The organism is Halomonas sp. AOP13-D3-9, assembly GCF_052379125.1.
Lineage (GTDB): Bacteria > Pseudomonadota > Gammaproteobacteria > Pseudomonadales > Halomonadaceae > Vreelandella.
In genome coordinates, this window is the sequence record NZ_JBQSYH010000001.1 from 225169 (window position 1) to 250153 (window position 24985).

The 24985-nt window shown below is 56.6% G+C and carries 27 protein-coding genes; 17 read left to right on the plus strand and 10 right to left on the minus strand.

Going from position 1 to position 24985, the window contains the following annotated elements:
- Positions 1–128 precede the first annotated feature (128 nt).
- Positions 129–1070: a LysR family transcriptional regulator gene (locus ACT3UM_RS01060; RefSeq protein WP_498895316.1), complete on the minus strand. Its 942-nt coding sequence runs from the start codon at positions 1068–1070 to the stop codon at positions 129–131.
- Between the two features lie 82 nt (positions 1071–1152).
- Here ACT3UM_RS01060 and ACT3UM_RS01065 point away from each other — a divergent pair, with 82 nt between their 5' ends.
- Together ACT3UM_RS01065 and ACT3UM_RS01070 are read left to right on the plus strand one after the other, a co-directional pair.
- Complete coding sequence (locus ACT3UM_RS01065) at positions 1153–1887, plus strand: SDR family NAD(P)-dependent oxidoreductase (protein WP_498895318.1); 735 nt, start codon at positions 1153–1155, stop codon at positions 1885–1887.
- Entirely contained in the window at positions 1862–2131 is a 270-nt protein-coding gene (locus tag ACT3UM_RS01070) for a hypothetical protein (RefSeq protein ID WP_498895320.1), read from the plus strand. Before ACT3UM_RS01065 ends, ACT3UM_RS01070 begins: the two co-directional genes overlap by 26 nt.
- 12 nt (positions 2132–2143) lie before the next feature.
- Here the strand turns inward: ACT3UM_RS01070 and ACT3UM_RS01075 are convergent, their stop codons facing one another.
- The gene (locus ACT3UM_RS01075) at positions 2144–3637 is read right to left on the minus strand and encodes a pyridoxal-phosphate dependent enzyme (protein WP_498895322.1); all 1494 of its coding nucleotides are present in this window, start codon (positions 3635–3637) and stop codon (positions 2144–2146) included.
- Between the two features lie 112 nt (positions 3638–3749).
- Here ACT3UM_RS01075 and ACT3UM_RS01080 point away from each other — a divergent pair, with 112 nt between their 5' ends.
- Entirely contained in the window at positions 3750–4241 is a 492-nt protein-coding gene (locus tag ACT3UM_RS01080; RefSeq protein WP_498895324.1) for an Lrp/AsnC family transcriptional regulator, read from the plus strand.
- A gap of 31 nt (positions 4242–4272) precedes the next feature.
- Here ACT3UM_RS01080 and ACT3UM_RS01085 read toward each other — a convergent pair whose 3' ends face one another.
- Together ACT3UM_RS01085 and ACT3UM_RS01090 are read right to left on the minus strand one after the other, a co-directional pair.
- Complete coding sequence (locus ACT3UM_RS01085; RefSeq protein ID WP_498895326.1) at positions 4273–4605, minus strand: type II toxin-antitoxin system PemK/MazF family toxin; 333 nt, start codon at positions 4603–4605, stop codon at positions 4273–4275.
- 1 nt (position 4606) lies between these two features.
- On the minus strand, positions 4607–4834 hold the full coding sequence (locus ACT3UM_RS01090; protein ID WP_498895328.1) for an antitoxin MazE family protein: 228 nt from the start codon (positions 4832–4834) through the stop codon (positions 4607–4609).
- A 110-nt stretch (positions 4835–4944) separates the two neighbouring features.
- On the opposite strand from ACT3UM_RS01090, the gene ACT3UM_RS01095 reads away from it, so the two are divergent.
- A complete protein-coding gene (locus tag ACT3UM_RS01095) occupies positions 4945–5898 on the plus strand; it encodes a zinc-dependent alcohol dehydrogenase family protein (protein ID WP_498895330.1) in 954 nt (317 codons plus the stop codon).
- Between the two features lie 155 nt (positions 5899–6053).
- Here the strand turns inward: ACT3UM_RS01095 and ACT3UM_RS01100 are convergent, their stop codons facing one another.
- The 5 genes from ACT3UM_RS01100 to ACT3UM_RS01120 form a co-directional block, all read right to left on the minus strand.
- Positions 6054–6620 (minus strand): uracil-DNA glycosylase family protein, encoded by a 567-nt coding sequence (locus ACT3UM_RS01100; RefSeq protein ID WP_498895332.1) that lies wholly within the window; start codon positions 6618–6620, stop codon positions 6054–6056.
- Positions 6617–7342, minus strand: coding sequence for a phosphatidylcholine synthase (pcsA, locus tag ACT3UM_RS01105; protein WP_498895334.1), 726 nt, complete (start codon positions 7340–7342; stop codon positions 6617–6619). The genes ACT3UM_RS01100 and pcsA overlap by 4 nt, the downstream gene beginning before the upstream one ends.
- A 172-nt stretch (positions 7343–7514) precedes the next feature.
- On the minus strand, positions 7515–8120 hold the full coding sequence (locus ACT3UM_RS01110) for a DNA-3-methyladenine glycosylase I (RefSeq protein WP_498895336.1): 606 nt from the start codon (positions 8118–8120) through the stop codon (positions 7515–7517).
- 44 nt (positions 8121–8164) lie between these two features.
- On the minus strand, positions 8165–9628 hold the full coding sequence (pdxR, locus tag ACT3UM_RS01115; RefSeq protein WP_498895338.1) for a MocR-like pyridoxine biosynthesis transcription factor PdxR: 1464 nt from the start codon (positions 9626–9628) through the stop codon (positions 8165–8167).
- A 259-nt stretch (positions 9629–9887) separates the two neighbouring features.
- A complete protein-coding gene (locus ACT3UM_RS01120; RefSeq protein WP_498895340.1) occupies positions 9888–10556 on the minus strand; it encodes an aspartate/glutamate racemase family protein in 669 nt (222 codons plus the stop codon).
- Between the two features lie 177 nt (positions 10557–10733).
- On the opposite strand from ACT3UM_RS01120, the gene ACT3UM_RS01125 reads away from it, so the two are divergent.
- From ACT3UM_RS01125 to ACT3UM_RS01155, 7 genes are all read left to right on the plus strand, one after another.
- Complete coding sequence (locus ACT3UM_RS01125) at positions 10734–11633, plus strand: LysR substrate-binding domain-containing protein (RefSeq protein ID WP_498895342.1); 900 nt, start codon at positions 10734–10736, stop codon at positions 11631–11633.
- A 254-nt stretch (positions 11634–11887) separates the two neighbouring features.
- A complete protein-coding gene (locus ACT3UM_RS01130; RefSeq protein WP_498895344.1) occupies positions 11888–12835 on the plus strand; it encodes a TRAP transporter substrate-binding protein in 948 nt (315 codons plus the stop codon).
- A 78-nt stretch (positions 12836–12913) separates the two neighbouring features.
- On the plus strand, positions 12914–13453 hold the full coding sequence (locus tag ACT3UM_RS01135; protein ID WP_498895346.1) for a TRAP transporter small permease subunit: 540 nt from the start codon (positions 12914–12916) through the stop codon (positions 13451–13453).
- A complete protein-coding gene (locus ACT3UM_RS01140; RefSeq protein WP_498895348.1) occupies positions 13450–14754 on the plus strand; it encodes a TRAP transporter large permease in 1305 nt (434 codons plus the stop codon). The genes ACT3UM_RS01135 and ACT3UM_RS01140 overlap by 4 nt, the downstream gene beginning before the upstream one ends.
- A 22-nt stretch (positions 14755–14776) precedes the next feature.
- Entirely contained in the window at positions 14777–15511 is a 735-nt protein-coding gene (gene pxpB, locus ACT3UM_RS01145) for a 5-oxoprolinase subunit PxpB (protein ID WP_498895350.1), read from the plus strand.
- The gene (locus tag ACT3UM_RS01150; protein WP_498895352.1) at positions 15508–16506 is read left to right on the plus strand and encodes a 5-oxoprolinase subunit C family protein; all 999 of its coding nucleotides are present in this window, start codon (positions 15508–15510) and stop codon (positions 16504–16506) included. Before pxpB ends, ACT3UM_RS01150 begins: the two co-directional genes overlap by 4 nt.
- Positions 16507–16563: 57 nt before the next feature.
- Positions 16564–17241 (plus strand): GntR family transcriptional regulator, encoded by a 678-nt coding sequence (locus ACT3UM_RS01155; protein ID WP_498895354.1) that lies wholly within the window; start codon positions 16564–16566, stop codon positions 17239–17241.
- Positions 17242–17358: 117 nt separating this feature from the next.
- Here the strand turns inward: ACT3UM_RS01155 and ACT3UM_RS01160 are convergent, their stop codons facing one another.
- The gene (locus ACT3UM_RS01160) at positions 17359–18339 is read right to left on the minus strand and encodes a hydroxyacid dehydrogenase (RefSeq protein WP_498895356.1); all 981 of its coding nucleotides are present in this window, start codon (positions 18337–18339) and stop codon (positions 17359–17361) included.
- A 181-nt stretch (positions 18340–18520) separates the two neighbouring features.
- On the opposite strand from ACT3UM_RS01160, the gene ACT3UM_RS01165 reads away from it, so the two are divergent.
- The 6 genes from ACT3UM_RS01165 (at position 18521) to ACT3UM_RS01190 (ending at position 24984) form a co-directional block, all read left to right on the plus strand.
- Entirely contained in the window at positions 18521–19327 is an 807-nt protein-coding gene (locus ACT3UM_RS01165; protein WP_498895357.1) for a LamB/YcsF family protein, read from the plus strand.
- Positions 19328–19344: 17 nt separating this feature from the next.
- Positions 19345–20526, plus strand: coding sequence for a pyridoxal phosphate-dependent aminotransferase (locus tag ACT3UM_RS01170; RefSeq protein ID WP_498895359.1), 1182 nt, complete (start codon positions 19345–19347; stop codon positions 20524–20526).
- A 439-nt stretch (positions 20527–20965) separates the two neighbouring features.
- Positions 20966–22459: a dihydropyrimidinase gene (gene hydA / locus ACT3UM_RS01175; protein ID WP_498895361.1), complete on the plus strand. Its 1494-nt coding sequence runs from the start codon at positions 20966–20968 to the stop codon at positions 22457–22459.
- A 13-nt stretch (positions 22460–22472) separates the two neighbouring features.
- Entirely contained in the window at positions 22473–23261 is a 789-nt protein-coding gene (locus ACT3UM_RS01180; RefSeq protein WP_498895363.1) for an amino acid ABC transporter ATP-binding protein, read from the plus strand.
- Positions 23262–23299: 38 nt separating this feature from the next.
- A complete protein-coding gene (locus ACT3UM_RS01185) occupies positions 23300–24175 on the plus strand; it encodes a transporter substrate-binding domain-containing protein (RefSeq protein ID WP_498895365.1) in 876 nt (291 codons plus the stop codon).
- Between the two features lie 125 nt (positions 24176–24300).
- The gene (locus ACT3UM_RS01190; protein WP_498895367.1) at positions 24301–24984 is read left to right on the plus strand and encodes an amino acid ABC transporter permease; all 684 of its coding nucleotides are present in this window, start codon (positions 24301–24303) and stop codon (positions 24982–24984) included.
- The last annotated feature ends 1 nt before the right edge of the window (position 24985 follow it).

Below are 24985 nucleotides of genomic sequence, written 5' to 3' on the forward strand. Positions count from 1 at the left end.
TTACGTTCACTAGGTTGGTTGGCCGTCGCGACAGTGAGTTTCTCGGTAGGCGTCGCCAGCGTGCAGGCCGGGACGCTGCTAATTCCGTAGTGGTGACGACTCCTCATGGCTAACGATAGATTGAGGCTTTACGTCCATGTTTCGCCTATAGCCCTCCGCCGCAGAAATTCGATCACCGCGCGGGTGGCGGGGCTCATGTGCCGGTTTCGGTAGTAATAGGCGAAGATCCCCTGGATGTAGGGAGACCACTCCTCCAGAACTGGCACCAGTTGTCCGTCGTCAATCATTGGCCGTAGCCGATGCTCGAGCCACATGACGATCCCTATCCCGTCAATCGCCGCACGGACGGCCGCGCTACGGTCGTTGAAGATCATCGGCCCCTGCACGGTAATCGACAGGGGTTCACCGTCCTTTTCGAACTCCCAGGCATAAGGTTCGCCATCTCGCTGCTTGCGCCAATTGAGGCAGGCGTGATGCGTCAGCTCGTGCGGATGTGAGGGCAACCCATGCGACGCGGCATAGCTAGGTGAAGCCACGGCCAATTGGCGCAGGCGTGGCCCGACCGGTACGGCGACCGTGTCGGGGTGGAGGTATTCCCCCATCCGGAAGCCTATATCGTAGCGCTCGCTGACGATATCGACACAGATATCTTCGAGGTGGATGTCGAGCAGGATCTGCGGGAAAGCCGCGTGCAGCTCCGCGAGACAGGGCGCGATGACATCGTCGTAGGCCTCGTGCGATATCACGATGCGCACGGTGCCCGAGGGCGCTTCACGATGTTCCAGAAGATCTTGTGTAGCAGCGTCGATCTGGTCGAAGGCGCCCTGGAGCTTGGACTGAAGCGCCTTACCTCGATCCGTCAGCGACACCTTGCGCGTGGTTCGGTGCAGTAGCTGAACACCGACGCGTGTTTCCAGCCGCCGGATCATCGCGCTCATCGCCGAAGCACTCACGCCCATGGCACGGGCTCCGCCGATGAAGCTGCCAGCCTCTGCTACGCATAGAAAGGCTTCATAGTCCCGGATGAGGTCTGAGCGCATTGGATTATCCATTTCAACGGCATAGTTCATGCAAATTTATAGCATTTTATATTACCCGTATGATCACTATTCTGACACCCGTGTTCGACACGGTAACGACAGGAGGAAGATCATGAACGCCCCAACGGAAACCCGGATTGCTCTCGTGACTGGCGCCAATAAGGGCATTGGCTACGAGATTTCGCGTCAGATTGGTCAGGCGGGCGCCATCGTGCTGATGGGCGCGCGGAACGCCGAGCGCGGTCAGGCGGCTGCTCGCGCGCTCGCTGAGGAGGGTATCGCGGCCTCCTGGGTACCGCTGGACGTCACGGATGCGCAGAGCATCACAGCCGCGGCAGACCGGATCACAGAGGAGCACGGTCGTCTCGATATCCTCGTGAACAATGCGGGTACCGGAGTCGCCGGCGATGGACCGCCCAGCAAGGCCTCGCTCGACGCGGTGCGACAGGTGTTTGAGACGAACGTCTTCGGTGTGCTGGCCGTCACCCAGGCGATGCTGCCGCTGCTGCGCCGCTCCGGGGCCGGCCGCATCGTCAATCTTTCGAGCAGTCTCGGCTCGCTGACGCTCAACGGCGACCCTTCCTGGGAGGCCTATGATGTGAAACTGATTGGTTACAACAGTTCAAAGACGGCTCTGAACATGCTGACGGTACAACTTGCGGCGGAGCTGCGTGATAGCGGTATCTCCGTTCAGTCCATCTGCCCCGGGCTGACGGCGACAGACCTGACCGGCCATACGGGCCATCGCCTGCCTGCTGAAGCCGCCACGGCCCCGGCACGCGCAGCACTTGCCGAAGGTGGTCGGTCGGGATCCTTTGCCGATGCGCAGGGAGACCTTCCCTGGTGATTGTCCTGCATCCTGCAGTCCGGGTGGCGAAACAACTCGAATTGGTCGGGGACTGGGCCATACGGGTGAGCCCAGCCCTCGATGGGGGTCGCTGTTTTCCGCCTCAGGCAAGTTCCGCCAGTGCCTGCGCCTGAACTATGCGTTTACGTTAACGCCTGCCATCGAAGACGCCGTGCGCACCGTGGGCGGGCTTGCCGCCGAGATGGTGGCAGACGCGCAGGCGCATGCGGTAGGTGTCGGGTAAGTAGTGCTCCTTTCAATTAGCCGAGAAGGCCGCCAGTAACGAGTCGGTGAGTGTTGGAGAAGGATTGGCGCCGGTCAGAATAGTCGCGATGGAAGCATCCTGAGTCCACTGATCACGCCTAGCATAGGCGGCTGCTAAACCGAGTGCCCCTGCGGGTTCCAGTAGCAGCCCCAGGTGTTCCAGGCCAAGGCGCATACCGTTTTCGATACTGGCTTCGTCCACCAGCCAAATATCATCGACTATATCGCGCATATCCTCCAGAGCCTCAATAATGGGAGCGCGAACCGCCACACCATCTGCCATGGTATCCACCCGATCATTAGTGACAAGCATACCGCGCCTCCAGCTTTGCCAGGTGGCATCCGCGCCTTGTGGGCAGATGCCGATCACCCGGGTGGCGGGGGAAGAGGCTTTGAACCAGCGGCCTACGCCGTTTATAAGCGCGCCATTACCAAGGGGCACCAGCAGCGTATCGAATGTGTCACCGTTAGCGAGCATTTCAACCGCGATAGTGCCCGCACCTTCGGTAATCTCCACCTGTCGGCCATCTTCTACAAATAGGCCACCGTTTTGTTTAGCAAAGTAGTTCGCTGCCTGCTTGGCTTGATCAAAGTCCTCTCCTGCGAACATTACCTCTGCGCCTAGTGCGCGGATGCCTGCGATTTTGAGTGGGTTAGCGTTTTCAGCGACAAAGACGCTGAGGGGCAGCCCGTGCTGCTTGCAGGCATGAGCCAGCGCTAACCCCCAATTCCCGGCGCTGGCGCAAACCAGCGGTGCAGGCTTCTCTTGCTGAATATGGTGGGAGACAAAATGGTCGGCACCGCGCCCTTTGAAGTTGCGCAGGGGGTTGAGCGTTTCGACCTTCAGTGTCATGGCGACCCCTAACGCGGTATCGAGAGAGGGAGAGCGATACTGGGGAGTTGCTAAGAAAGCGGGACTGATACGACGGGAGGCAGAGGCAATATGCTCCAATTTGATGCGTTGCTCGCTGCGTTGGGGGGCAATTAGCTCGGTGTGGCGAGCGATCGGCTGCAAATCCTCCTGACGCTCTATCCGATCCACCATTAGCACGCCATCAAGGTGGTCAACCTCGTGCTGGATCAGTTCAGCCAGTGAGGCAGATAGGTAGTTCCAGTGGCAGGTTTTGCCGCTTTCGTTTTGGTACGTCAGGCTGATGCTGGTGTGGCGCCTAACATTGGCAATATGGTCGGGCACGCTCATACAGTCGTCCCATACCGGCTGCGTCTCTTCGCTTCGCCAGACAATGACTGGATTGATCAATGTAAACGGGCGGCCACCCAATTGAACCGCCACGATGCGCAAGGGGTCGCCTATTTGAGGGGCAGAGATGGCGCGGCCAAAGCCGGTACGTGTCCGAAAGTCGGCAAGCGTGGCATGCAGTTCGGAAATCACCTTTGCTATATCAGACGTGATTTCTTCTATTGGCTGGGAAGCGGCTCTTAACCGTGGGGCGCCCTCGGTCAGGATCGTGCGTACTTGGCTCATGGTGTTGTCTCCGCCTGTATGGTTAAGTCTTTGCTTGAGTTGCGTTAGCTTAACGGGCAATACCTTTTTACTGGCCGCATATCCTGGTGGGCCATTGCGGGGAGACTGCATAATGAGTGACCAAACTGCGGGCGAGCGCCCCGCGGATCAATTGGATGATTTTGATCGGCGGATTTTGGCTATTTACCAGCACGATACGCGTGTGACGGGGGAGAGTATTGGGCAAGCGGTTGGCTTGTCGGCGGCGGCAGTTCAGCGTCGGCTCAAGCGGTTAAGGGCGCGGGGCGTTATTGTCCAGGAAGAGGCACGGCTAGATGCTAAAGCACTCGGCTTGCCGACTACCTGCATCGTCGGTGTTGATCTCGAATATGAGCGTAACCAGCATGTCGATGAGTTTAAGCAGCGGATGCGGGAGCACCCCAATGTGCAGCAGTGCTATTACGTGACAGGGAATTTGGACTTCGTTTTGGTGGTGGTAACCCGTACGCTGCAGGAGTATGAAGATTTCACCCGCGAGGCGCTGATGGAACACCCCAACGTACGCTCCTTCACCACCTTGGTGTCCATGGACACGGTCAAAGCGGGATATGCGCTGCCTTTATGAGTAGCGAGTAGGAGTAATGGGTATTGATGTGCTAAGCAAAGCCGAGGAATAGGGCCAGCGAGCGGTTAACCATTAGCATAGTGCTGTCGTCGAGATGACCAAAGGGCCCGCCTAGCTTGTCACGTTTTACCGTTATGGGTTTGTCCACCATGATTTGGGAGCGCTTGCGTAAGCCATTTTCCAATGTAGGCGTCACCTCAATGCGGATCAGTGGTGCATCAATCAGGGTGCTTGAAAGCAATAACACCGTGACCGTCGCGGTGGAAATGAATTGATCGGATTGTATGATCAGTGCTGGGCGTGGTTTGCCAAACTCCCCTGGAGGAGCAACCGTCACCAGATCGCCGCGTCTTATACTTCCCACCTTATGATTCCCACTCGTCATCCACATCTAACAAGGCAGTATCCATCAACTCCTGTAAATCGTGATCGGCATTGTCCGCCGCGGCCACTATTTCGCATTGTCGCTTAATCTCATCGCTAAAGCCGGGGCGGCGAGTATCCGGCACCCAAATTTGAATAGGGCGCAACCCTGACGCTCTAAGCGTTGCTCGGTGTTTCTGCACACGGTCATTGATGTTTGAAGCAGTCATGGTGAAAGCTCTTTGCTATGATGTTACATGTAACACTATAGCCCGCTTTTTGTGATCTGCAACTTCGACGTCAGCGGTTCCCTACGCAAATCCCTATTTTCGAGGTACCCATGCGGCGCCATGCTCTCACCTATCGCTCTTTCGGAGCGCCGCTGGAAACATTGAAAATGGAAGCATCGGATGTTCCAGGCCTCAGTGAAGGCAAACTCAGGGTTCGGATGCTGTGTGCCCCAGTTAATCCCTCTGATCTGATCCCCATCACCGGTGCCTATTCGCATCGTATCAAGCTGCCCGCTGTCGCCGGTTACGAAGGTGTTGGTCGTGTTATGGATGCTCCGCGAGAGTACTCCTACTTGGTCGGGAAGCGAGTGCTGCCATTGCGAGGCGATGGCACCTGGCAGACGATTTTAGATTGTGACCCAGCTCTCGCAGTGCCCGTCCCCGATACCATTTCTGACGCTATCGCAGCACGCGCTTATATTAACCCCTTAGCTGCCCTGACCATGCTTGAGACGTGGCCCGTAGAGGGGAGGCGTGTGCTTCTAACTGGCGCCGGTTCGAACTGCGCTGAATACCTTGGGGAATGGGCCTATCAGCACGGCGCCAAGGAAGTTGTTGGCATATACCGCTCCGAGAGTAGAGTTGCCCGCTTGGAAAAACTGGGTATCAAACCGGTACCTATCCACAATATGTCCCAGATCTCGTATGCGGCCCGTGAGTCGGACATAGTGTTTGACGCTTTAGGCGGGGCAATGGCGGCAAAAATCTTGCAACTAATGGCACCAGGAACGAGGTTTATTGCTTATGGGTTATTGACGGGACAGGCGATTCAGTTGGAGTCCGCGCCTGGCGCTCACTATAGAAGGTTTCACCTACGCGATAGTTTGGCCAGCATGTCTGAACAAACGTGGCAGTCCAAATTCTTGGCTATTTGGAGACTTTTAGGCCAGTCAGCGATGCCTGATTATCAAGTGTTTTCAGGCCAAGATTGGCGGCAAGCTGTCAAGATGGCGCTTAGCCCGAGTGGTCGGAAGGTGCTTCTGAACCTCTCCACACTTGGATAAATTGGATCGGTACCGACGCGCTTTACGACCCTCCTTTCAACCCTAAGAGCGGGCTTCTGAGCACCACTATAAAGACAGAGACGTCTGCAACAGTGGCGGCATGGGATTACAGCAGTGTAAGGAGAGCCATTTCCAGTTAACCGGGGGGCACGCCTTTACAGTGTGAGATTGCCTGGACGCACATCCAGCTGATCCAGACGCTGCTTCAAGAGGCCCGGGAAGCGGGCATACCAGGTCTGATTGAGCGGGGAGGGGTGAGGCAGCGGATAAAGTTGAAAGGTTTGTGCCTCACCCCGATCATCCTCCAGCGTCACTTCGATACTGCTCTCAAAGCGATTCTCACTCTTCCAGAAGCTCTCCAGGCGCGCACGCTCCTCCTTTGAGCGACCAATGCCAAACCACAGGAACGCCTCGCGTCCCAGCGTGATCAGCGTCCGCCCCTCCCAGCGCGAGATCAGAACCTCGTTCATCAGGCCGTGAAAGTGGCGCTTGACCTTCATGGGCCACGCCTTATTGCCAACGGGCTTATAGAGGACGGTGTTGATCCAGAAGAAGTGTTCTCCTACGGCACGAGAGGCCTCGAAGTTCGGCATCTCCTCGTCATACAGGTGTGCGTAGAGCGCCTTTCGAACCAGTTGCCCGCCAGCGCTCTGAATTTCTCCTGTTGACGCGGGGTCAGTGACATCTTCCATGCTCCTTGGTGCAGTTGGGCAGCTGTTCAATAAAAATACTCTTGCGCCGTACGCCAGAGGCACATACCGGCAAAGTAAACAGATGCAATGCCCCATCCCCATAGCGCCCAGGTGGCGTGCTCAGGGCTTGAGAGTACCAACGACGTTGTACATGCGCACCACACCAGCGTGATGGCGATATTGAACGGCATGAACAAGCGCACCCGGAAAGGGTGAAGGAACTTCATCTTAGTGACGGTAAGGATGGCCAGAAAGACAATAGCGGCAAAGGTGATGAACGGCGGGAAATCGAGAATATAGAAATAGGCGGCGGCAATGTTCCAGGCGGCAGGAAAGCCAACGAAGTAGTTGTCCTGGCTTTTCATATCGACATTGCAGAAACAGAACATTGATGACAGCAGAATGATAAATACGGATAGCAGCCCTAAATAGGGCGGCAATTCAATGAAGTAGTAGATGAATAGGGCAGGAATAAAGGCCCAGGTTAGGTAATCAATGACCATATCAAGCGTTGAGCCATCGAAATGGGGCAGTATGGCCTTCACTTCATATTTACGTGCTAGAGTGCCATCAATACCATCTATCATCATGGCGGCACCTAGCCAGAGCAGGCAAGCAACGGGATTATCATCGACCAGTGCGAGCAGCGCCATCGTGCCGAGCAGCACTCCGCTGGCAGTAAATACGTGAACGCTCCATGCCTTGCATATTGATGCGCGAGATTCTGCCTGCGAAGAGAGCGGTTGAGCCACATTAACCCCAATGGGAACGTGGTGTCCCCGTGCTATTTGGTTTATAGATAAGAGCTGAAAGAACCATACCCTACTACAACAAGATACCTGGAGAATACGCAGGTAGGCCCTCTGTCCATGACACTACCGTTTGCCCGCCATGCTAAAAGTATAGTGTCTTCCACCTTTTTTGTTACGCCGGTCGCTGAAACTGCTGCCTTGCCTGTTCGACCCGTTCGCGGGTGATGCAGCTTGGCGAGTGATCATTGAGCAGCCCCATCGCCTGCATAAAGGCAAAAGCGGTGGTTGGGCCAACGAATTTCCAGCCGCGCTTTTTCAGCTCTTTGGAGAGTGCGATGGATTCAGGCGAGGTGGTCTGGGTTTGCGGAGCGGCGAGTGAATCAGCGTCTGGCTCGTAACGCCAGAAGAAGGCAGCCAGAGAACCTTCCTGTTCCACCATTGCTTGTGCCCGCTGGGCATTATTAATAACGGCTTCAATTTTACCCCGGTGGCGAATAATACCCGCCTCTTGCAGCAAGCGTTGCACATCATCTTCGCTAAAGTGGGCAACCTGATGAAAATCGAAATGTTGAAAAGCGGTACGGAAGTTCTCACGTTTATTAAGAATAGTGCGCCAGCTCAAGCCCGACTGAAAACTCTCTAAGCAAAGCTTCTCAAATAGCCGCTGATCATTGTCTACCGGGAAGCCCCACTCGTTATCGTGGTAGGGCAGAAACTCCGGCGCGCCGCCACACCATTGGCAGCGAGGGTGTCCATCGGGGGCGATAAAATCGGGCATTGGGCGCTCCTAATTGTTTAGTCCAAGATGTGAGTGGCTTAAGCTTAACCATGTGTATCGCTAAGCCACGCGCCTGCCGCTAGAAGCTCGCTTTCAGTCGAGCCCGCATAGCCGAGCACTAACCCAGGGCGCTTGTTCTCGGAAAGGTAATAGCGGGAAAGTGGAGAGAGCGTAATGCCCGCTTCACTGGCGTGCTTAACGAGCATCCCCTCTTCCTCAATAGTATCGAGTTCAGCTAATAGATGCATACCCGCATGGCCGTCAGAAAGCCGAAGCCCAGCGGCCACTGCAGGCGCTAATGCCGTGCGTAAACACGCTTGGCGCTGGCGATAAGCGACCCGCATACGCGCGATGTGACGAGTAAAGTGCCCGCTGGTAATAAATTCAGCAAGCGCCGATTGCACGGGATAGTGACCCTCACGGTGCAGTCGCGCATGGGCTCGTCTGAAGTTTTCCGCAAGTGTATCAGGCAGTACCAAATAGCCTAAGCGTAAGCCGGGATAGAGCACTTTACTAAAGGTACCTACATAAATAACCGATGCCTGTTCGGCAAGGCCTTGTAAGGAAGGCGTAGGTGGCGTGTCGTAACGAAATTCGCTGTCGTAATCGTCTTCAATGATCCAACTGCTAGCGCGATAAGCATGCTCAAGTAACGCCAGTCGCCTGGGTACTGGCATGGTAACGCCGCTGGGATACTGGTGGGAGGGTGTCACGTAAATCAGCCGAGGTGTTGGCGCATTCTCGGGAGCCAGTAATGGGTTTAAGCCTTCTTTATCGACAGGTATGGGCGTTACCGTCAATCCCGACGCCAGAAAACAGGCCTGGGCGCCGCCGTAACCCGGCTCCTCCATCCAAACCGAATCCCCATGATCGGTGAGTAGTTGAGTAATCAGTTCAAACGCCTGCTGGGCGCCTTGGGTAATCACAATCTGTTCTGGCTGGCAGCGCACCGCGCGGGAGAGTCTTAGATAGTCACAAAGAGCCGCTTTGAGTACAGGTAGACCACCGCTGGTTTGATAATCCATCCATGCCATTTCCGCGTGATAATAGTGACGCCGTAAAAGGCGCTGCCACTGCTCGCGGGGGAATAGGTCGAGCGCCGGGACGCCTGGGGCAAAGGCGCGATGTCCGTGGCTCAACGTTCCGCTGAGTGTTAATAGCTTGTTACCCCGGCTTGAGTAGCGGACAGGCAACGGTGGTGGAAGCTCAGCTCGGGTTAACAACGCGGGGAGATTCGCCACATAGAGCCCTGCTCCCTGGCGGGAAATCAGCAACCCTTCCGCCAGAAGCCGATCCATGGCGGCCAGCACCGTATTACGGCTAATGCCCAAAGCGCGGGCCAAGTAGCGGGAAGAGGGAAGCGCATCGCCAGCCGTCAGCTCACCGTGCTGAATCCACTCCTTAAGCGAGCAGTAAAGCTGCTGAACCAGCGTGGTGGCTTCATTTGCAGTTAGCCTTAGCGCTAGCGCCTCCGTAATCCAGTCGCTAGCGGCATCACGTCGTTTCACTGGTTCCCTTAATTTAGCGTTAAGTGGCTCTTTATCGTAGACCACTATAGCGTTTGCCACCACTCAGATCGCCGCCAGTGATTTCTCCGTCCACCTAGCACGGCCTTCCCGATCAAACCTCCTCCTTCTTTGCTGAAAATACTTGATAACGAAGCGCTTAGGGATATTAACTAATAAAGTTAATACTTATATTTTGATGATTTGTGGGTAAGTGAAAAGATGCAGATCAGTTTACGTCGATTGATACGGTTCGCACGCATTACTCGTCCGAGGCGGCAAGGTGAGCGGCTGCCAGAGCCATGCCTCCTGCCGCAGTACACGGATCTACAACGGGTAGGCCGAGTGCCTGCTCCAGTTGGCGGCGATGGTGCGCCAAGCCTGCGCAGCCTAGCACCACAACATTAGCGCCATCTTCGTCACGCAGCTTTTGCCCTGTTTCTAATAACCGTATCCAAGTCTTTCTTTCATCAATTAACTCAACCACGTTCAGCTCCAGCGCTCTTTCGCCTGCAAGACGTGAAAGTATTCCCATAGCACCCCAGGCTCGCATATGGCGAGAGATGGAAGCCGGTTGGATCGCTATGACGCCAACCCGCTGGCCCTGAGTTAGTGCAATCAACATCGCGCTTTCACCAATACCGAACACTGGTAGCCTGGTCGCTTCTCTAGCCATGGCTAGGCCTGGATCACTGAAACAGGCGATTACGAATCCGGCCGCCTGCGCTTCGTGAGAGTGAATGAATGTCGAGAGCAGGGGCATAACGTGCATGATATCGGCCTCGCTCTGGATGCCTGGGGGAGCTTCAATGAGGGTGTGGCACTCGATTTTGGGCCCGTCCGTTAGCCTGAGGGGGGCTAAGGCATCATCAATGCCTGCAGTCACGCTGGTTGAAGAGTTGGGGTTAATAACAAAAAGACTACGGCTCATGGGTAGCTCCAATGTTGTTGTAGATGATCCTCCAGTTTATGACGACAGTAGCCGCCTGCGTGATTAGCGAGATATGGCATGAGGTTAACCTGATGTTATATGTGTATATGGCTTGATTATTGCTTGTTTATTTGGTGGTTAACTTTTTGTTATAGGCCGCTATGGGAGCTTGTTGAAATGTCGCTCAATCTTCGCCAGATAGAAGTCTTTCGCGCGGTCATGATCACTGGATCAATTAGCGGTGCTTCTCAGCTGTTGCTGGTCTCTCAGCCGGCGGTTAGCCGGATGCTCTCTTACAGCGAGCAGCGAATTGGCTTTCGGTTGTTCGAGCGAGTCAAGGGGCGGCTCCATCCTTCGCCGGAAGCTCGTCGACTTTTTCGCGATGTGGAACATGTCTATCGCGATGTGCAGCGGGTCAACGCTACTGTTAATGACCTAGTTCAGCAGCGCCATGGGGTGGTGCGTCTAGTTTGTAGTCCGAGTCTCGGCCATCAGCTCATTCCTAAGGCCGTGGCTTCGTTTCGGGATCACCACCAGCAGGTGCGAGTCAGCCTGGAATGTACCCGTAATATCATGCTGAGAGACCTCTTGCTTGAGCATCGGGCTGATATGGGGATATCCCTGTTTCCAGTCGATCATCCCAATCTCGAGATATCGCCACTTTTCGAAACCCGGCTGGTATGTGTCTGCCACCGCGAACATCCGCTGGCCGCCCAGAGTAGGGTCGAGGTCGAGACGCTTCCGCGCTATCCTCTGATTGGTTATAGCGTCGAGACACCCTTTGGTCAGCTTGTACAGCAAGTGTACGAAGCCCATGGGCTCGCCTACCAGCCCGCTATCGAAGTCGACTCTCCGCACTATGCGTGTGGGCTGGTGCGTAATCGGGCGGGTATCGCGCTAGTCGACGACTTCTCGGTGCATAGCGGCATATCTGATTCGCTGTGTGCATTGCCGCTATCACATACTCAATCACTCGTGGTCAATTTGGTGCATCCACGCAGCGAACCTCTCTCCCAGTTGGCGCAGAATTTTACTGAGCATTTGAAAGACGCTTTTCGGGAGGACTTTGTCGCATGAGTCAGCGTAATCAAGTCGTTTGATAGGCCTCTCTCGCCAAACTCAAAATAATAGACCAAAGACTAATTGCGTTCAGTTGATTGACTTGATCTTTGTGGTATGCCAAAGATATGCCAAGGCGACTCTGTAGGCAATACAGCCGCTTGATCTGGGAAAGCTGCCACTCGGCAGCACTCGATAACAACTCTTAGGAGTAGAATATGAAAGCGACCCTCTCCCCCCTGGCCGTGTTTTGTACGGCAGCGGTTCTCTCTATGACAGCATCCGGCGCCCATGCGGCGACACAACTGATAATCGTGACTCCCTGGCCGGAAGGTAATTTCCAGGTCGAGGCACTTAATCAATTTGCTGGCGCTGTGCAAGAAGCGACCAGCGGCGAGGTCGAGCTGGATATTCACTCTGGAGGCGATCTTGGCCTCAAGGGCCCGGAGCTGCTCTCGGCGGTGCGCGATGGCATTGTTCAGGGCGCCGATATGTTACTGACCCAGCAGGTGGGTGAAGCGCCGCTGTTGGGTATCGAATCGGTACCGTATCTCACCCGCAATACCGACGACGCGGCGCTGCTACGCGACACCGCCTGGCCCTACTACGAAGCCGTCGCCGCCGAGTACAACCAGAAGTTTCTCTACACGGTACCTTGGCCGGGGCAAGGCATATTCACCCAGCAGCCGGTGGCAACCGTGGACGACCTTCAGGGGATAAAATTGCGAACCGTCGATAAGAACGGCACTGAATTCTTCGAGGCGCTGGGGGCTTCTCCAATACAGATGCCTTGGGGGGAGGTTGTGCCGGCGCTGGCTTCTGGGGTGATCGATGGGGTGACCACATCGACGCCCTCCGGCGTAGATGGCAGCTTCTGGGAATTCACCGCTTACTTCAACAAACTCGATTGGCAACTGGCGCCGGATGTCGTCTCGATCAACCTCGACGCCTGGAACTCGTTGACGGCGGAGCAGCAACAGACGATCGAAGTTCTGGCCCAGGAACTGGAACCTCAGTTTCAACAGCTCTCCCAAGACGAGGACAAACGTAACGCGCAGGTGCTCGCCGATCATGGTATCCATATGTCCGCCCCCAGTGCCGAGTTGTCGAAGCAGCTTACCGACGCCGCTCAGCCGCAGTGGCAGCAGTTTCGTGAATCGGCCGGCCCCAAGGCCGACGAGCTGATGACACGCTACCTTGAGGTACGCGACGCACAGTAACCGCGTGGCTTTTAGCCAAGACCAGCGGGTTGATCTCTGTTGCCCGCTGGAGCCGTCCGTTATCTTCAGGGGCTTCCCATGATCTCTTGCTTGCTACGACTGAGCGACCGTTTGTCCTGGGCGACCGCCGCGCTTGCCGCGCTCGCCTTGGCACTGCTGTTCGTTCTAATGCTGTCGGAAATCGTTTCCCGTAATCTGCTTGAAAGAAGCCTCGGATTCAGTTGGGAGGTGAGCGGCTATCTGTTGGGACTGATCATTTTCATGGCAAGCAGTTGGTCGCTGCGTAATGACAAGCACATCCGCATCACGCTAGTGCGCGAATACCTGCCGGCGGGTGGCGTGCGCTGGTTGGATCTGTTGGCGACGCTGATCGGTGTCATCATTGCCGGGTTTTTCTGTTCGGCTTTCATTGGGTTCTGTCTGCAGACCTGGCACGGTGGCACGGTGTCGAGTACGCCGCAGGAAATTCCGCTAATCTATCCCCGCGCGCTGATGGCGCTGGGTCTACTCGTCTTCACGCTGACGCTCGTGGTGCGCGCGCTGGTGCTTGTCGCCGCGCCCGGAATGCTTGACTCCACGCCAGAGGAATCGCCGGTGCCAATGGAGGGGAAGTCATGACCGCGATTATGTTGACGACGTTCGCGTTGTTGATGGCGCTACTCGCCAGCGGCGTCTGGGTCGGACTGGGGCTGGCCGGCGTTGGTATCGTCTCGCTGGAGACGTTCCGGGGCTTCATGCCGGTGGAAAAACTGCTTGCGCAAACGGTATGGAATTCGACCACCAGTGCGGAACTGGTGGCGCTGCCGCTGTTCATCCTGATGGGCGAGCTGTTGTTTCGAAGCAGGCTCACCCAGCTGTTGTTCGATGGCCTGGCGCCGTGGGTCGATCATGTGCCGGGAAGACTCCTGCATACCAATGTGCTGGGCTGCACGCTGTTCGCGGCGATCTCCGGCTCTTCGGCGGCAACTACGGCAACGGTCGGGCGTATAACCTCGAACGAGTTGGTGCGGCGTGGCTATGATGCGCGCATTGCCGCTGGATCACTGGCAGGGGCAGGTACGCTCGGTTTTCTAATTCCGCCTAGCACCATCATGATTATCTATGGCGTGCTGGCGCAGGTGTCGATTCTCAAGATGTTTATAGCGGGGATCGTGCCGGGCCTACTGCTGGCGCTGGCGTTCATGACCTATCTGGGCTTCTACGCACTGACGCACCCTGGTCAATTACCGCCCCGACAGCGCGGGCTCAAGTGGCAGGATTATATGCGCGCGCTGGCTCAACTCGGCCCGGTAGCGCTATTGATCGCCTTCGTCATTGGCAGCATGCTCACAGGCATGGCGACGCCGACCGAGGCGGGTGCCGTTGGCGTGCTGGGGGCGCTGATCGTCTGCGTGCTTCAGCGTTGTCTTAGCTTGAAGAGTCTGTGGCGCTCGCTGATGGGGGCGGCACAGATCACGTCGATGATCGGGCTGATCATCGTCGGTGCTATGTTCCTCTCGGTGGCGATGGGCTTTCTCAACGTGCCGCGTACGATTGCCGACACTATCGGCTCGTTGGAACTGTCCCCCTTGGCGCTGATCGTCATGCTGCTGGTCTTCTACGTGGTACTGGGTATGCTGCTCGAAGGTATGTCGATCATTGTCATGACCCTTCCGATCACGCTGCCGTTGATCACCCAGGCAGGCTTCGATCCGATCTGGTTCGGGGTGTTCCTGGTGCTGGTGGTAGAGATGGCGCAGATTACGCCACCGGTCGGCTTCAACCTGTTCGTGATCAACGGTATCACTGGGATGAAAGTTAGCCAGATCGCGCGCGCCGTGATGCCTTTCTTTCTGATTATGGTCGCTTTCACGCTGCTGTTGGCGGTGGTGCCGGAGATCGTGACCTGGTTGCCGAACCATTTGTCGCGGCATCGATGATAAAAGATCGAGGTTTCTTACCATGACGCCAAACTACCAAATCGCGCCGCTGGCGGATCAAGGGGTGCTGATTGACTGCGGAGAGATGATCGATATTGAGGTTAATCGCTGGATTGAGGGGGCTGCGCAAGCGGTGCGGGCTGCGCAGATCGTTGGAGTGATTGGTATCGTGCCGACCTACCGCTCGCTGGCGGTGGAATACGACAGCATGGCAATTACTCAGCGCGAGCTTATCGTGCGGCTCGAACGCTTACTGGGTATGCTGAACGTAAGTTCGAAACCGAGCCGACGTTGGCGCATCCCCGTGGTCTACGGTGGCGAATTTGGCATTGACTTCGACGATTTTTGCGGCCAACTCGGCATGCGGCGTGACGAGTTTATCTCGCGCCATACGGCACCGGACTATCGCGTCTTCATGATCGGTTTTATGCCCGGCTTCGTCTATCTTGGGGGGCTCGACACAAGGTTGCATGCGCCACGTCGCCATTCGCCAAGGACGCGAACGCCAGCGGGCAGCATTAGTATCGGTGGTCAGCAGACCGCGGTTTCATCTGTGGAAGCGCCCAGCGGCTGGCACCTGCTCGGACGCACGCCGGTACATAACTTCGCCGTTGGGCGAACCCCACCGATACTGATCGAAACGGGCGATAGCGTGCGTTTCGAGGCGATCAATGCCGAGCACTTTAACGCGCTTCAGCAGCAGCCAGATTGGCGCCCTGAGTGGGAGTGGATTGACAATGATAGGTCAAGTGTATGAGCACCTATCGCGATAATCTTGATGTCGCTTTTGTGGTCGTCTCACCGGGCATGATGACCACGCTGCAGGATTCAGGACGCTTCGGGCAGGGACATTTGGGGTTGCCACCATCGGGGGCGCTCGACACCATGAGTCTGGGATTGGCCAACGCCTTGGTCGGGAACGCACCAACGAGCGAATCACAGACGGGTCTCCTCCAGGAGTTCGGCGCGCTAGAGGTGACGCTGATGGGCCCACGGCTGCGACTCGTGGGGGGCGATTGCGTGGTCGCGATCACGGGAGATGCGGAGGTTCTGGTTAATGATCGGCGTGCTGAAGCGTTCCGCGCGCTGGTGCTGCGTGACGGTGACGAGTTGCATATCCGGCGCGTGCTTTCCGGTGCCAGAGCTTATCTGGCGGTAGGCGGTGGTTTCGCCGCAACACCGTTTCTCGGTAGCGTGTCGACGCTGGTGCGCGCAGGCATTGGGGGGGTCGAAGGGCGTGCCTTGGTGGTCGGCGATCGGCTGGCGTTAAACGATCCCACGGCTGGTGCCAGCCACGCCGGACAAGTGGGCGAGCAGCATCTGCCGCAGCGTGAGAAGCGGCCCATCCGCGTTGTGCTGGGTCCGCAGTCGATTTTCTTTACCCGCGCCAAAATCGCTCGTTTCCTGTCGGCCGAATGGGCGATCTTGACGCTCGCTGATCGCATGGGCTATCGTCTTGCCGGCCCCGTGCTGGCCAGTGCTGTAGGACACAACATCGTCTCTGATGCATTGATGACCGGCAGTGTGCAGATTCCTGGCGATGGTCAGCCGATCATCGCCATGAATGATCGCGGTACAACGGGTGGTTATCCCAAGATAGCCACGGTGATCCGGGCGGATTTGGCTCGGCTCGGGCAGATGAAACCGGGCGATCGACTGCGTTTCGAAGTGACCGATCCCGCGCATGCCGAGACTTTGTGGCGTGGTCGTCAACGGGCGTTTCGAACCTATCTGGCGCGCCTTACGATGTGAGTTACGTATACTCGAACATTAACGACGTTAATCATTCACTGGTAGGGAACCGCGGCAATGCAAACGCTGGATATCGACCGCATACTTCAGGGAACGCGCATCCAGAGTCTGTCGGGGCAGGCATATCAGCAACTGTTTGAAATGATCCAGTTGGGCCGTCTGCCAGCCGGAACGCTTTTGCAGGAGCGGAATCTAGCTGAAGCGCTGAACATTTCTCGCACACCCGTGCGAGAAGCACTTAGTCGGCTGGAACACGAGGGGTTCGCGATTCGTGTGGCTCGTGGTCAGTTGGCGGTTAAGGCGCCCTCGGTGCACGAATACATGGAAATTCTTCGGGTGCGAGCCTTGCTGGAGGGCGAATCGGCGGGGCACGCTGCGCAACGACTCGCTATCGAGGCCATCGACGTGCTAACGCAGCAGGTAACCACGCTGCTTGAGACGCCGGAAGACGCTCGCACTTCGGATCAACTGCACCGTGTCGATGATGCGCTGCACAACGGCATCGCGCTGGCCAGCAACAATAGGCTATTGGCCCGGCTGGTCGCCGATCTGCGCCTTAAGACGCGAGTGTTCGATCTGGCGCAGGTGCCCGAGCGCTTCGAGCCCGGCTGCCACGAACATCTGGCCATTCTGAAACAGCTGCGTGAGCGGAACAGTCAAGGCGCACGGGAGGCGATGGAAGCGCACATCGACAACGTGCGTCAGAGCATCATCAACCGTCTGGCGTATATCTGAAACGAATTTCGCCGCAGTGATGCTCGCCCATTCCTGAATCAACGCCGCAGTCAGCTCAACCTTTGGCAATGGTGAAAGAGCTGTTTGGACAGCTGCATGTCAGGCACGATGCTGCTATCAGGTTTCCCGATCGGTTAAGGCCAAGGGATTGAGAACCTGGGTTGGCATCTTGCCGCGACTTATGGCGACGACGTGTCGAGCGACTGCACACGCCGTGCGTGACATGCTGGCGGCGGTGGAGCCGCCGTTGTGCGGCGAGACCACGACATTGTCGAGCGACAGCAGAGGGTGATTGTAAGGCATCGGTTCCACGGCGAATACATCCAGCCCGGCGCCTGCTAGGCGCTCCTCTGCCAGCACCTCGGCCAGTGCGATCTCGTCCACCGTGCCCCCGCGTCCGGTATTGATCAATAACGACGTGGGTTTCATTAGCGCCAATTCCTGCCGCCCGATGAGGTTATGTGTCCGCTCGTTGAGACCGACGTGTATAGAGACGATATCGGCATCGCTAAGCAATGCTTCGAGTGACCGGGCGCGTTCGACTCCCATCTCTGCCAGCGCGCTATCCGGTGCATTGGGAGAATAGGTGACGACACGCATGCCCAGCCCTTTCGCCATTCGTGCCGTGCGTTGACCAATATTGCCAAAGCCGACCACACCGAAGGTGCACCCCTCCAGTTCGATCATTGGCACGCTGTACTTGAAGGCGAAGAAATCACCCTCACGCACAGTGCGATCGGCCAGCGGCACCCGTCTGGCTACAGCAAACATCAGTGCGATCGCCTGCTCTGCTACCGCCTGGGCATTGCTGCCGGGCGTATTGGCAACGATCACGCCATGCTCGGTGGCGGCGGCGATATCGATGGCGTTGACGCCGACACCATGGACGCCAACCAACTTGAGTCGTCGAGCCTGGTCCAGCATGGTGCGATTGACTTCAGCACTACGCACGATCAGAGCATCGGCAGTGCCTAGAACAGAGCTTAGCGACGCTGGATCAGACGCCGGTGCATGAACTACACGAATGCCTGCTTCTTGCAGTAGTTCGATGCCATCTTGATGGATTGGCTGGGCGATAACGCAGGTGAAGTCGGTCACATGGAGCTCCTTGAGTTATATGAGGCGAATTGATAACAATCGTTCCGACCTCGGGCTTACGATGACGTTATCTGAGTCTGGGTGTAATGTATACTATTGGTATACCATGATTGAGGTCATTCGATACTGCGGGTACGGCTTGAGTGGCGCCTCTTCAATAACACTTCCAGGGAGAAGTAAGATGAGTATCCATGTGGACTTGAACTGCGATATGGGGGAAAGCTTTGCCGCTTGGCGCATGGGTGATGATTGCGCCATGCTCGACATCGTCACGACGGCCAATATCGCCTGCGGCTTTCACGCCGGGGACCCGATGGTGATGCACGAGACGCTGATGCAGGCGCGTGACCGTGGCGTGCAGGTAGGGGCGCATCCGAGTTTTATGGATCTGGTCGGTTTCGGGCGTCGCCGCATTGAGGGCGAGTCGCCTTCTGACCTGGAAAAACAGCTGATCTATCAGATTGGTGCCATTCGCACTATGGCCGCCGTAGTGGGGCACCCCATTCGCCATGTCAAGACGCATGGAGCGCTGGGCAACATGGCGGCCGAGGATCGGGAACTGGCACTGGCTGTATCGCGGGCGATCGTTGCCATCGATCCCGCACTGATCCAACTGGCCATGCCGGGCATGCAGACGTCACTGACCGCGCAAGAACTGGGGCTGAGGGTCGGCAATGAAGTCTTCGCTGACCGGGCTTATGCCGACAACGGCAATCTACTGTCGCGCAAGTTGCCCGGTGCGGTGATTCATGACCCCGAGGCCGCGGCCGACCGCGTTCTGCTCATGCTTGAAGAACAGGCTGTCACCACGATCTCCGGCAAGCGTATTGCCCTCGATATCGACAGTGTCTGCGTCCATGGGGATACCCCTGGTGCTGTCGAGATGGCTGCCACCTTGCGTCGTCGACTGGAGAATGCCGGCGTCTCTATCCGGCCAATGGCCGATATTGTCGCCGCCCGCCAACCGTCAGGAAGCCCTCAGCAATGACCCGATTGGCCCAACGTTTGTCCATAGTTCAGCCCTCCGCCTCCATCGAAATCAGTGGTCGCGCCGCCAAAATGCGGGCTGAAGGGGTTGATGTGATCTCTCTTTCTCAGGGCGAGCCTGATTTCGATACGCCGCCCGTCATCCGCGAAGCTGCCAAGGCGGCGCTGGATGCTGGTGAGACCCGCTACACTCATGTCGACGGCACGCCAGCGCTCAAGCAAGCGATCGTCGAGAAATTCCGTCGTGACAACGACCTTGAGTACCGAACCGATGAAATCAGCGTCGGGGCTGGTGGCAAGCAGGTGATCTTCAATGCGCTGATGGCACTGGTTGATCCGGGCGATGAAGTTATCTTTGCTGCGCCGCACTGGGTTTCCTACCCTGACATGGTGCGCCTGACCGGCGGTACGCCGGTAGCGGTGGTATGTCCTGCCGAGAGCGGATTCAAGCTGTCCCCCGTGCAGCTTGTCGGCGCGATCACGCCGCGCACCCGCGTATTGATCCTCAATTCACCGGGAAATCCGACCGGAGCCGGATATACCCAAGATGAGCTCTCTGCACTGGCGGCTGTGTTGCTGGGCCACCCCGATATCTTCGTGCTGACCGACGATATCTACGAATATCTCGTCTACGACGACTTCGAGTTCTGTACGTTGGCCCAGATTGAGCCACAGATGAAGTCGCGCACATTAACCATCAATGGTGTCTCCAAAGGGCATGCCATGACCGGCTGGCGGATCGGCTTCGGCGCCGGGCCGACGGAATTGATCCAGGCCATGGCGGTAATTCAATCGCAGACGACGTCCAACCCTGCCTCTGTTTCCCAGGCAGCGGCGGTCACGGCGTTGGCCCAGCCTCTTGACGTTATTAAGGCACGCAATGCGGTCTTTGCCGAACGTCGCATACGCTGCGCCAGTGCGATTAGTGCGATTGACGGTCTGGTCTGTCGACTGCCGGAGGGGGCGTTCTATCTGTTTCCAAATTGCGAAGCGCTGCTGGGACGCAAGACACCGGGAGGAGTAAGGATCAAGGACGATCAGGCGTTGGCCCGTTATCTGCTCGAATCCGCTCGGGTAGCGGTGGTGCCTGGCAGCGCCTTCGGCCTGTCCGGCCATTTCCGAATGTCGTTTGCCTCGGATACCGAACGGCTACTGGAAGCGTGCCTACGTGTTCGTGAAGCCTGCGAGGCTCTGAGATAGGCATTGACCTACTATGTAAGGGGGCGGGTAGACCGCCCCACCCGCCGCTTCAATCAAATGCTGATCAACTTTCCCATCACTAGCGGATCTGCTGTCATCCGCCGGGTGATTTCCTCGATTCTACCGTCTTTTTTCATGTCATATAAAACGCTTTAGGTATGTCAGGTATTTTGTGCGGCCCGTAACGGTCTTGACCTTATGTTAAGGGGTGGAGACAAAAAGGCATGCGACATCAACACATCCGGCTCGCAGAATGAATCTTACGGATGATGTGTCGTGCTACTGACCCTGATGACAGGCCTAGAAGTACTGAGTCATGCGAATCGAGGTCTGAACCGACAGTCGTACGCACCGGAAATGGTGTCCCGATAGAACACAACTCAGAGATGGAATTAGACCGCTCGGGTATTTAGGCAGTACTTCTCTCTCAGGAGCCAGTATGACAACAATCAACACTCAAACTCATCTGAATCGAGCCTTCGACCTGGTAGTCCGCAATGGCAAGGTAGCGACGGCAACCGAGACCTTCGAGGCCGACCTCGGTGTCATTGACGGCAAAATTGCGGCGATTGCTGCCGGTCTGCCCACTGGCAAACGTGATATCGATGCGCGTGGACGCTGGGTGCTGCCCGGAGGCATCGACAGTCATTGCCACGTGGAGCAGTTATCGGGAATGGGCCTGATGTGTGCCGATGACTTCTATTCGGCTACTGTTTCCGCGGCGTTTGGTGGCAACACTACCATCATGCCGTTTGCGGCCCAACATCGCGGCGACAGCGTACGCGAGGTGCTCGAGGATTACAGTGCGCGAGCCGATGAGAAGGCGGTAATTGATTATGGCTTTCATGTCATCGTTACCAATCTGGATGAACAGGCTCTGAAGATAGATCTTCCGCGAGCCATACGCCAAGGCGTGACCTCAATCAAAGTTTTCATGACCTACGAGCGCATGAAACTGGACGATTATCAGATTCTCGACGTGCTAGCTCTGGCCGATCGTGAAGGCGCCTTGGTCATGGTGCATGCCGAGAATAATGATGTGATTCGCTGGCTGGGTGACCGCCTTGTCGAACGTGGATTGAATGCGCCCAAATACCATGCGGTGGCACACAGCGGGCTCGCCGAGACGGAGGCTACCAACCGGGTGGTGACGCTCTCCCGGATCCTGGAAACGCCGATTATGATCGTGCATGTCTCGGAAGCCGAAACCTTGGATTGTATCCGTCAGGCCCAGCAGAAGGGCGCCGCGCTCTATGCTGAGACCTGCCCTCAGTATCTTTTCCTGACCGCGGCCGATATCGACAAACCAGGCGTCGAAGGGGCCAAGTTCTGTTGCAGTCCTCCACCCCGTGACGAACGTTGTCAGCGTGCCATGTGGCAGGGGCTGACAGAAGGCACGCTATCGCTCTACTCCTCGGATCATGCGCCATATCGCTGGGATGAAACCGGTAAGCTCCCAAAAGGTGAGAAGACGGGGTTCCGAGAAATGGCCAACGGCTTGCCAGGTATTGAGGTGCGCATGCCTCTATTGTTCAGTGAGGGCTACCTGAAAGGGCGTCTGACGATCAATGAGTTCGTGGCACTCACCGCGACCAACCATGCACGTACGTACGGGTTATATCCGCGTAAGGGGAGCATCGCGGTGGGAGCCGACGCTGATATCGTAATTTGGGATGAAGAGCGCGAGATTACAATCACTAACGACCTTTTGCATGACAATGTCGATTACACCCCCTATGAGGGCATGAAGGTTACCGGCTGGCCGGATACGGTGATCAACCGTGGGCGTGTTGTCATCGACAGCGGTGAGCTCAAGGCTGCCCGAGGCAGCGGAGAGTTCTTGCCCTGTGGCCTTCCTGAGCCGGTAGCCAAAGCACGTGCTTCGCGGGATCCAGAGGCGTTTATCCGCAAATTAGTGGATACGACGCTTTGAGCGGGAGGGGAGTATGAGTGAAGCCATAACGCTGGATACAACGGGTGGGGCAGGTGTTCATATCCATAATCCCTTTCCGATTCTGGAATTAGTCGGTTTGTGCAAATCGTTTGGGCAGCAATTGGTGCTGGAAAATATCGATCTGAGTGTGCGCCCTGGGGAACTGGTGTGTGTGATCGGCCCTTCTGGGTCAGGGAAAAGCACCATGCTGCGCTGTTGCAATCGCTTGGAGGAGCCTAGCGGCGGTCAAGTGATCATCGACGGTATTGACTTGATGGATCGCAATACATCCATCGACCGGATGCGCCAGAAGGTCGGTATGGTCTTCCAGCAGTTCAACCTCTACCCCCACTACACTGCGCTCGGCAATGTGGCGTTGGCACTGCGGCTAGTCAAGAAAATGCCCCGCCGTCAGGCAGAAGCGCTGGCCCTTGAGGCGCTGACCCGCGTAGGGCTTGTGGAACGCGCCGGACATTATCCGCACCAGCTCTCCGGCGGCCAGCAGCAGCGTGTCGGTATCGCGCGTGCAATCGCCCTGAACCCGATGATCGTGTTGTTTGATGAACCGACGAGTTCGCTGGATCCGGAATTGGTCGGCAGCGTACTGGAAGTCATGCGGGAACTGGGCGAAAGCGGTATGACGATGTTGGTTGTGACCCATGAAATGGAGTTTGCTCGTGCCGTGGCTGACCGTGTGGTGTTCATGGCCGATGGTCATATCGTTGAGCAGGGCCCCCCCGAGCAAATCTTCGCAGCGCCACTGCAAGAGCGTACACGGGCTTTTGTCGAGCGGCGTCACTAGATAAACGACCTGACACTTTTAACCCAGGAGCAATACTTATGTCTTCATTTTTGCCTTCTCCGCTATCTGGCGGTATTGAAAACTGTCTGAAACTGTCATTGATCGCTTTGAGTCTCGGTGTAGCCCCAGCATATGCCGATACGCCGGATAGTTATCATGTCGCACTGGATGGCACCTTCGCGCCACATGCCATGCCGACTATGGGCGGTGAGGTGCAAGGTTTCAACGTCGACCTCGCCAATGCGCTGGGTGAGCTGATGGACGTAGAGATGCAGATTACTGCCGCGCAGTTTTCTGGGTTGATTCCTGGGTTGCAGGCAGGCACCTACGATTTCTTGATGGCGCCAACTACGGTGACCGAAGAGCGCGCCGATAATTTGCTGTTCAGCGAAGGCTATCTGGACACAGACTTTCAGTTCGTGATCAAGAAAGGGGCGCCGGAAATCACCGACCTTAATCAATTGACAGGCGAGGTGATCGCAGTCAATAGGGGGTCGGCATACGACAGCTGGGCACGCGAGAATGCCGAACAATACGGTTGGCAAGTAGAAAGCTACGGTACCAATAGCGATGCTATTCAAGCAGTGATGGCTGGACGCGCAGCGGCGAACGTGGCCGGGAATACAGTCTCGGCTTATGCAGTGAGCCAGAATCCAGCAATTGAACTTTCCTATTTGGTGCATACCGGCTTGGTGTGGGCAATTCCGTTCCGCAAGGATGACACCGCAACCCGTGGTCGAGTTGAGCGTGCCCTAGAGTGCTTGAAAATTAATGGCACCATGGCGGAGTTATCCTCTAAGTGGTTTGGCGTGGAGCCAGCCGAAGATGCTACTGCGGTGACGCCGATCCCTGGTTACGGACAGCCTGGATTTTCGGGTTATGCCGAAGACGATCACGCCCTTTCCTGTGATTGATAGCATCTCTCTAAAACGTAGCGAGTCAATCTAAGCTAATGCCGGGCTCTATGCCGGAGCGGCGCAAGTAGTGATTGGCCCGCTCAGGCACCGGCTGGATTTCCCTAATCCGGGAGTGGATGCATATGGATGGACTGCAGCATTTCCTGCAGGTGTTTTTCGATCCTGTGATCATGAAAAAGTACTGGCCAGCGATCCTAGACGGACTGTGGGTGACGCTGGGGCTATCCGTTGCCGTGGTGACCTGTGGTATTTTGCTCGGACTAGTGCTGGCGTGTTTGCGCAGTGCTGGCATACGTCTTCTCAATCTGTTTATCGTGGCTTTTGCTGACATCTGGCGTGCATTGCCGCCGCTGGTGGTCATACTTATTTTCTACTTCGGCTTTCCTGGGATCGGGATCACATTTTCGGCATGGATGGTGCTGTTTCTGGTGCTAAGTCTGGTTTTGGCGGCCTTCGCCGAAGAGATTTTCTGGGCCGGAATTCGCGCCGTGGATATCGGGCAGTGGGAGGCGGCTCATGCCAGTGGCATGCGCAGCCTTACCGTGCTGGTCTGGATCGTGCTTCCCCAGGCGATGCGTATGGCGATGCCCTCGCTGACCAACCGCTCCATTGCCATTACCAAAATGACCGCTTTGGGAACCATCATTGGTGTCCCGGAGATTCTCTACCAAGCATCGAGCGCCCAATCCTTTTCTGGCAGCGCAACGCCACTGTCTTTAGGTGCCTTGGCTTATGTCTTGCTGTTTCTTCCTTTCGTCATTTTAGGGCGTTGGCTCGAATCCCGAATGAATTGGCGGAGGCGCTGAA

Excerpts from the sequence above, each read along its gene's own strand:
- ACT3UM_RS01190 (WP_498895367.1), top strand. The coding sequence starts at position 24,301 with ATGGATGGACTGCAGCATTTCCTGCAGGTGTTTTTCGATCCTGTGATC.
- ACT3UM_RS01155 (WP_498895354.1), top strand. The coding sequence starts at position 16,564 with ATGCAAACGCTGGATATCGACCGCATACTTCAGGGAACGCGCATCCAG.
- pxpB (WP_498895350.1), top strand. The coding sequence starts at position 14,777 with ATGACGCCAAACTACCAAATCGCGCCGCTGGCGGATCAAGGGGTGCTG.
- hydA (WP_498895361.1), top strand. The coding sequence starts at position 20,966 with ATGACAACAATCAACACTCAAACTCATCTGAATCGAGCCTTCGACCTG.
- ACT3UM_RS01125 (WP_498895342.1), top strand. The coding sequence starts at position 10,734 with ATGTCGCTCAATCTTCGCCAGATAGAAGTCTTTCGCGCGGTCATGATC.
- ACT3UM_RS01180 (WP_498895363.1), top strand. The coding sequence starts at position 22,473 with ATGAGTGAAGCCATAACGCTGGATACAACGGGTGGGGCAGGTGTTCAT.
- ACT3UM_RS01135 (WP_498895346.1), top strand. The coding sequence starts at position 12,914 with ATGATCTCTTGCTTGCTACGACTGAGCGACCGTTTGTCCTGGGCGACC.
- ACT3UM_RS01095 (WP_498895330.1), top strand. The coding sequence starts at position 4,945 with ATGCGGCGCCATGCTCTCACCTATCGCTCTTTCGGAGCGCCGCTGGAA.
- ACT3UM_RS01110 (WP_498895336.1), bottom strand. The coding sequence starts at position 8,120 with ATGCCCGATTTTATCGCCCCCGATGGACACCCTCGCTGCCAATGGTGT.
- ACT3UM_RS01120 (WP_498895340.1), bottom strand. The coding sequence starts at position 10,556 with ATGAGCCGTAGTCTTTTTGTTATTAACCCCAACTCTTCAACCAGCGTG.
- ACT3UM_RS01130 (WP_498895344.1), top strand. The coding sequence starts at position 11,888 with ATGACAGCATCCGGCGCCCATGCGGCGACACAACTGATAATCGTGACT.
- ACT3UM_RS01075 (WP_498895322.1), bottom strand. The coding sequence starts at position 3,637 with ATGAGCCAAGTACGCACGATCCTGACCGAGGGCGCCCCACGGTTAAGA.
- ACT3UM_RS01070 (WP_498895320.1), top strand. The coding sequence starts at position 1,862 with ATGCGCAGGGAGACCTTCCCTGGTGATTGTCCTGCATCCTGCAGTCCG.
- ACT3UM_RS01185 (WP_498895365.1), top strand. The coding sequence starts at position 23,300 with ATGTCTTCATTTTTGCCTTCTCCGCTATCTGGCGGTATTGAAAACTGT.
- ACT3UM_RS01060 (WP_498895316.1), bottom strand. The coding sequence starts at position 1,070 with ATGAACTATGCCGTTGAAATGGATAATCCAATGCGCTCAGACCTCATC.
- ACT3UM_RS01065 (WP_498895318.1), top strand. The coding sequence starts at position 1,153 with ATGAACGCCCCAACGGAAACCCGGATTGCTCTCGTGACTGGCGCCAAT.
- ACT3UM_RS01080 (WP_498895324.1), top strand. The coding sequence starts at position 3,750 with ATGAGTGACCAAACTGCGGGCGAGCGCCCCGCGGATCAATTGGATGAT.
- ACT3UM_RS01150 (WP_498895352.1), top strand. The coding sequence starts at position 15,508 with ATGAGCACCTATCGCGATAATCTTGATGTCGCTTTTGTGGTCGTCTCA.
- ACT3UM_RS01165 (WP_498895357.1), top strand. The coding sequence starts at position 18,521 with ATGAGTATCCATGTGGACTTGAACTGCGATATGGGGGAAAGCTTTGCC.
- ACT3UM_RS01090 (WP_498895328.1), bottom strand. The coding sequence starts at position 4,834 with ATGACTGCTTCAAACATCAATGACCGTGTGCAGAAACACCGAGCAACG.
- ACT3UM_RS01140 (WP_498895348.1), top strand. The coding sequence starts at position 13,450 with ATGACCGCGATTATGTTGACGACGTTCGCGTTGTTGATGGCGCTACTC.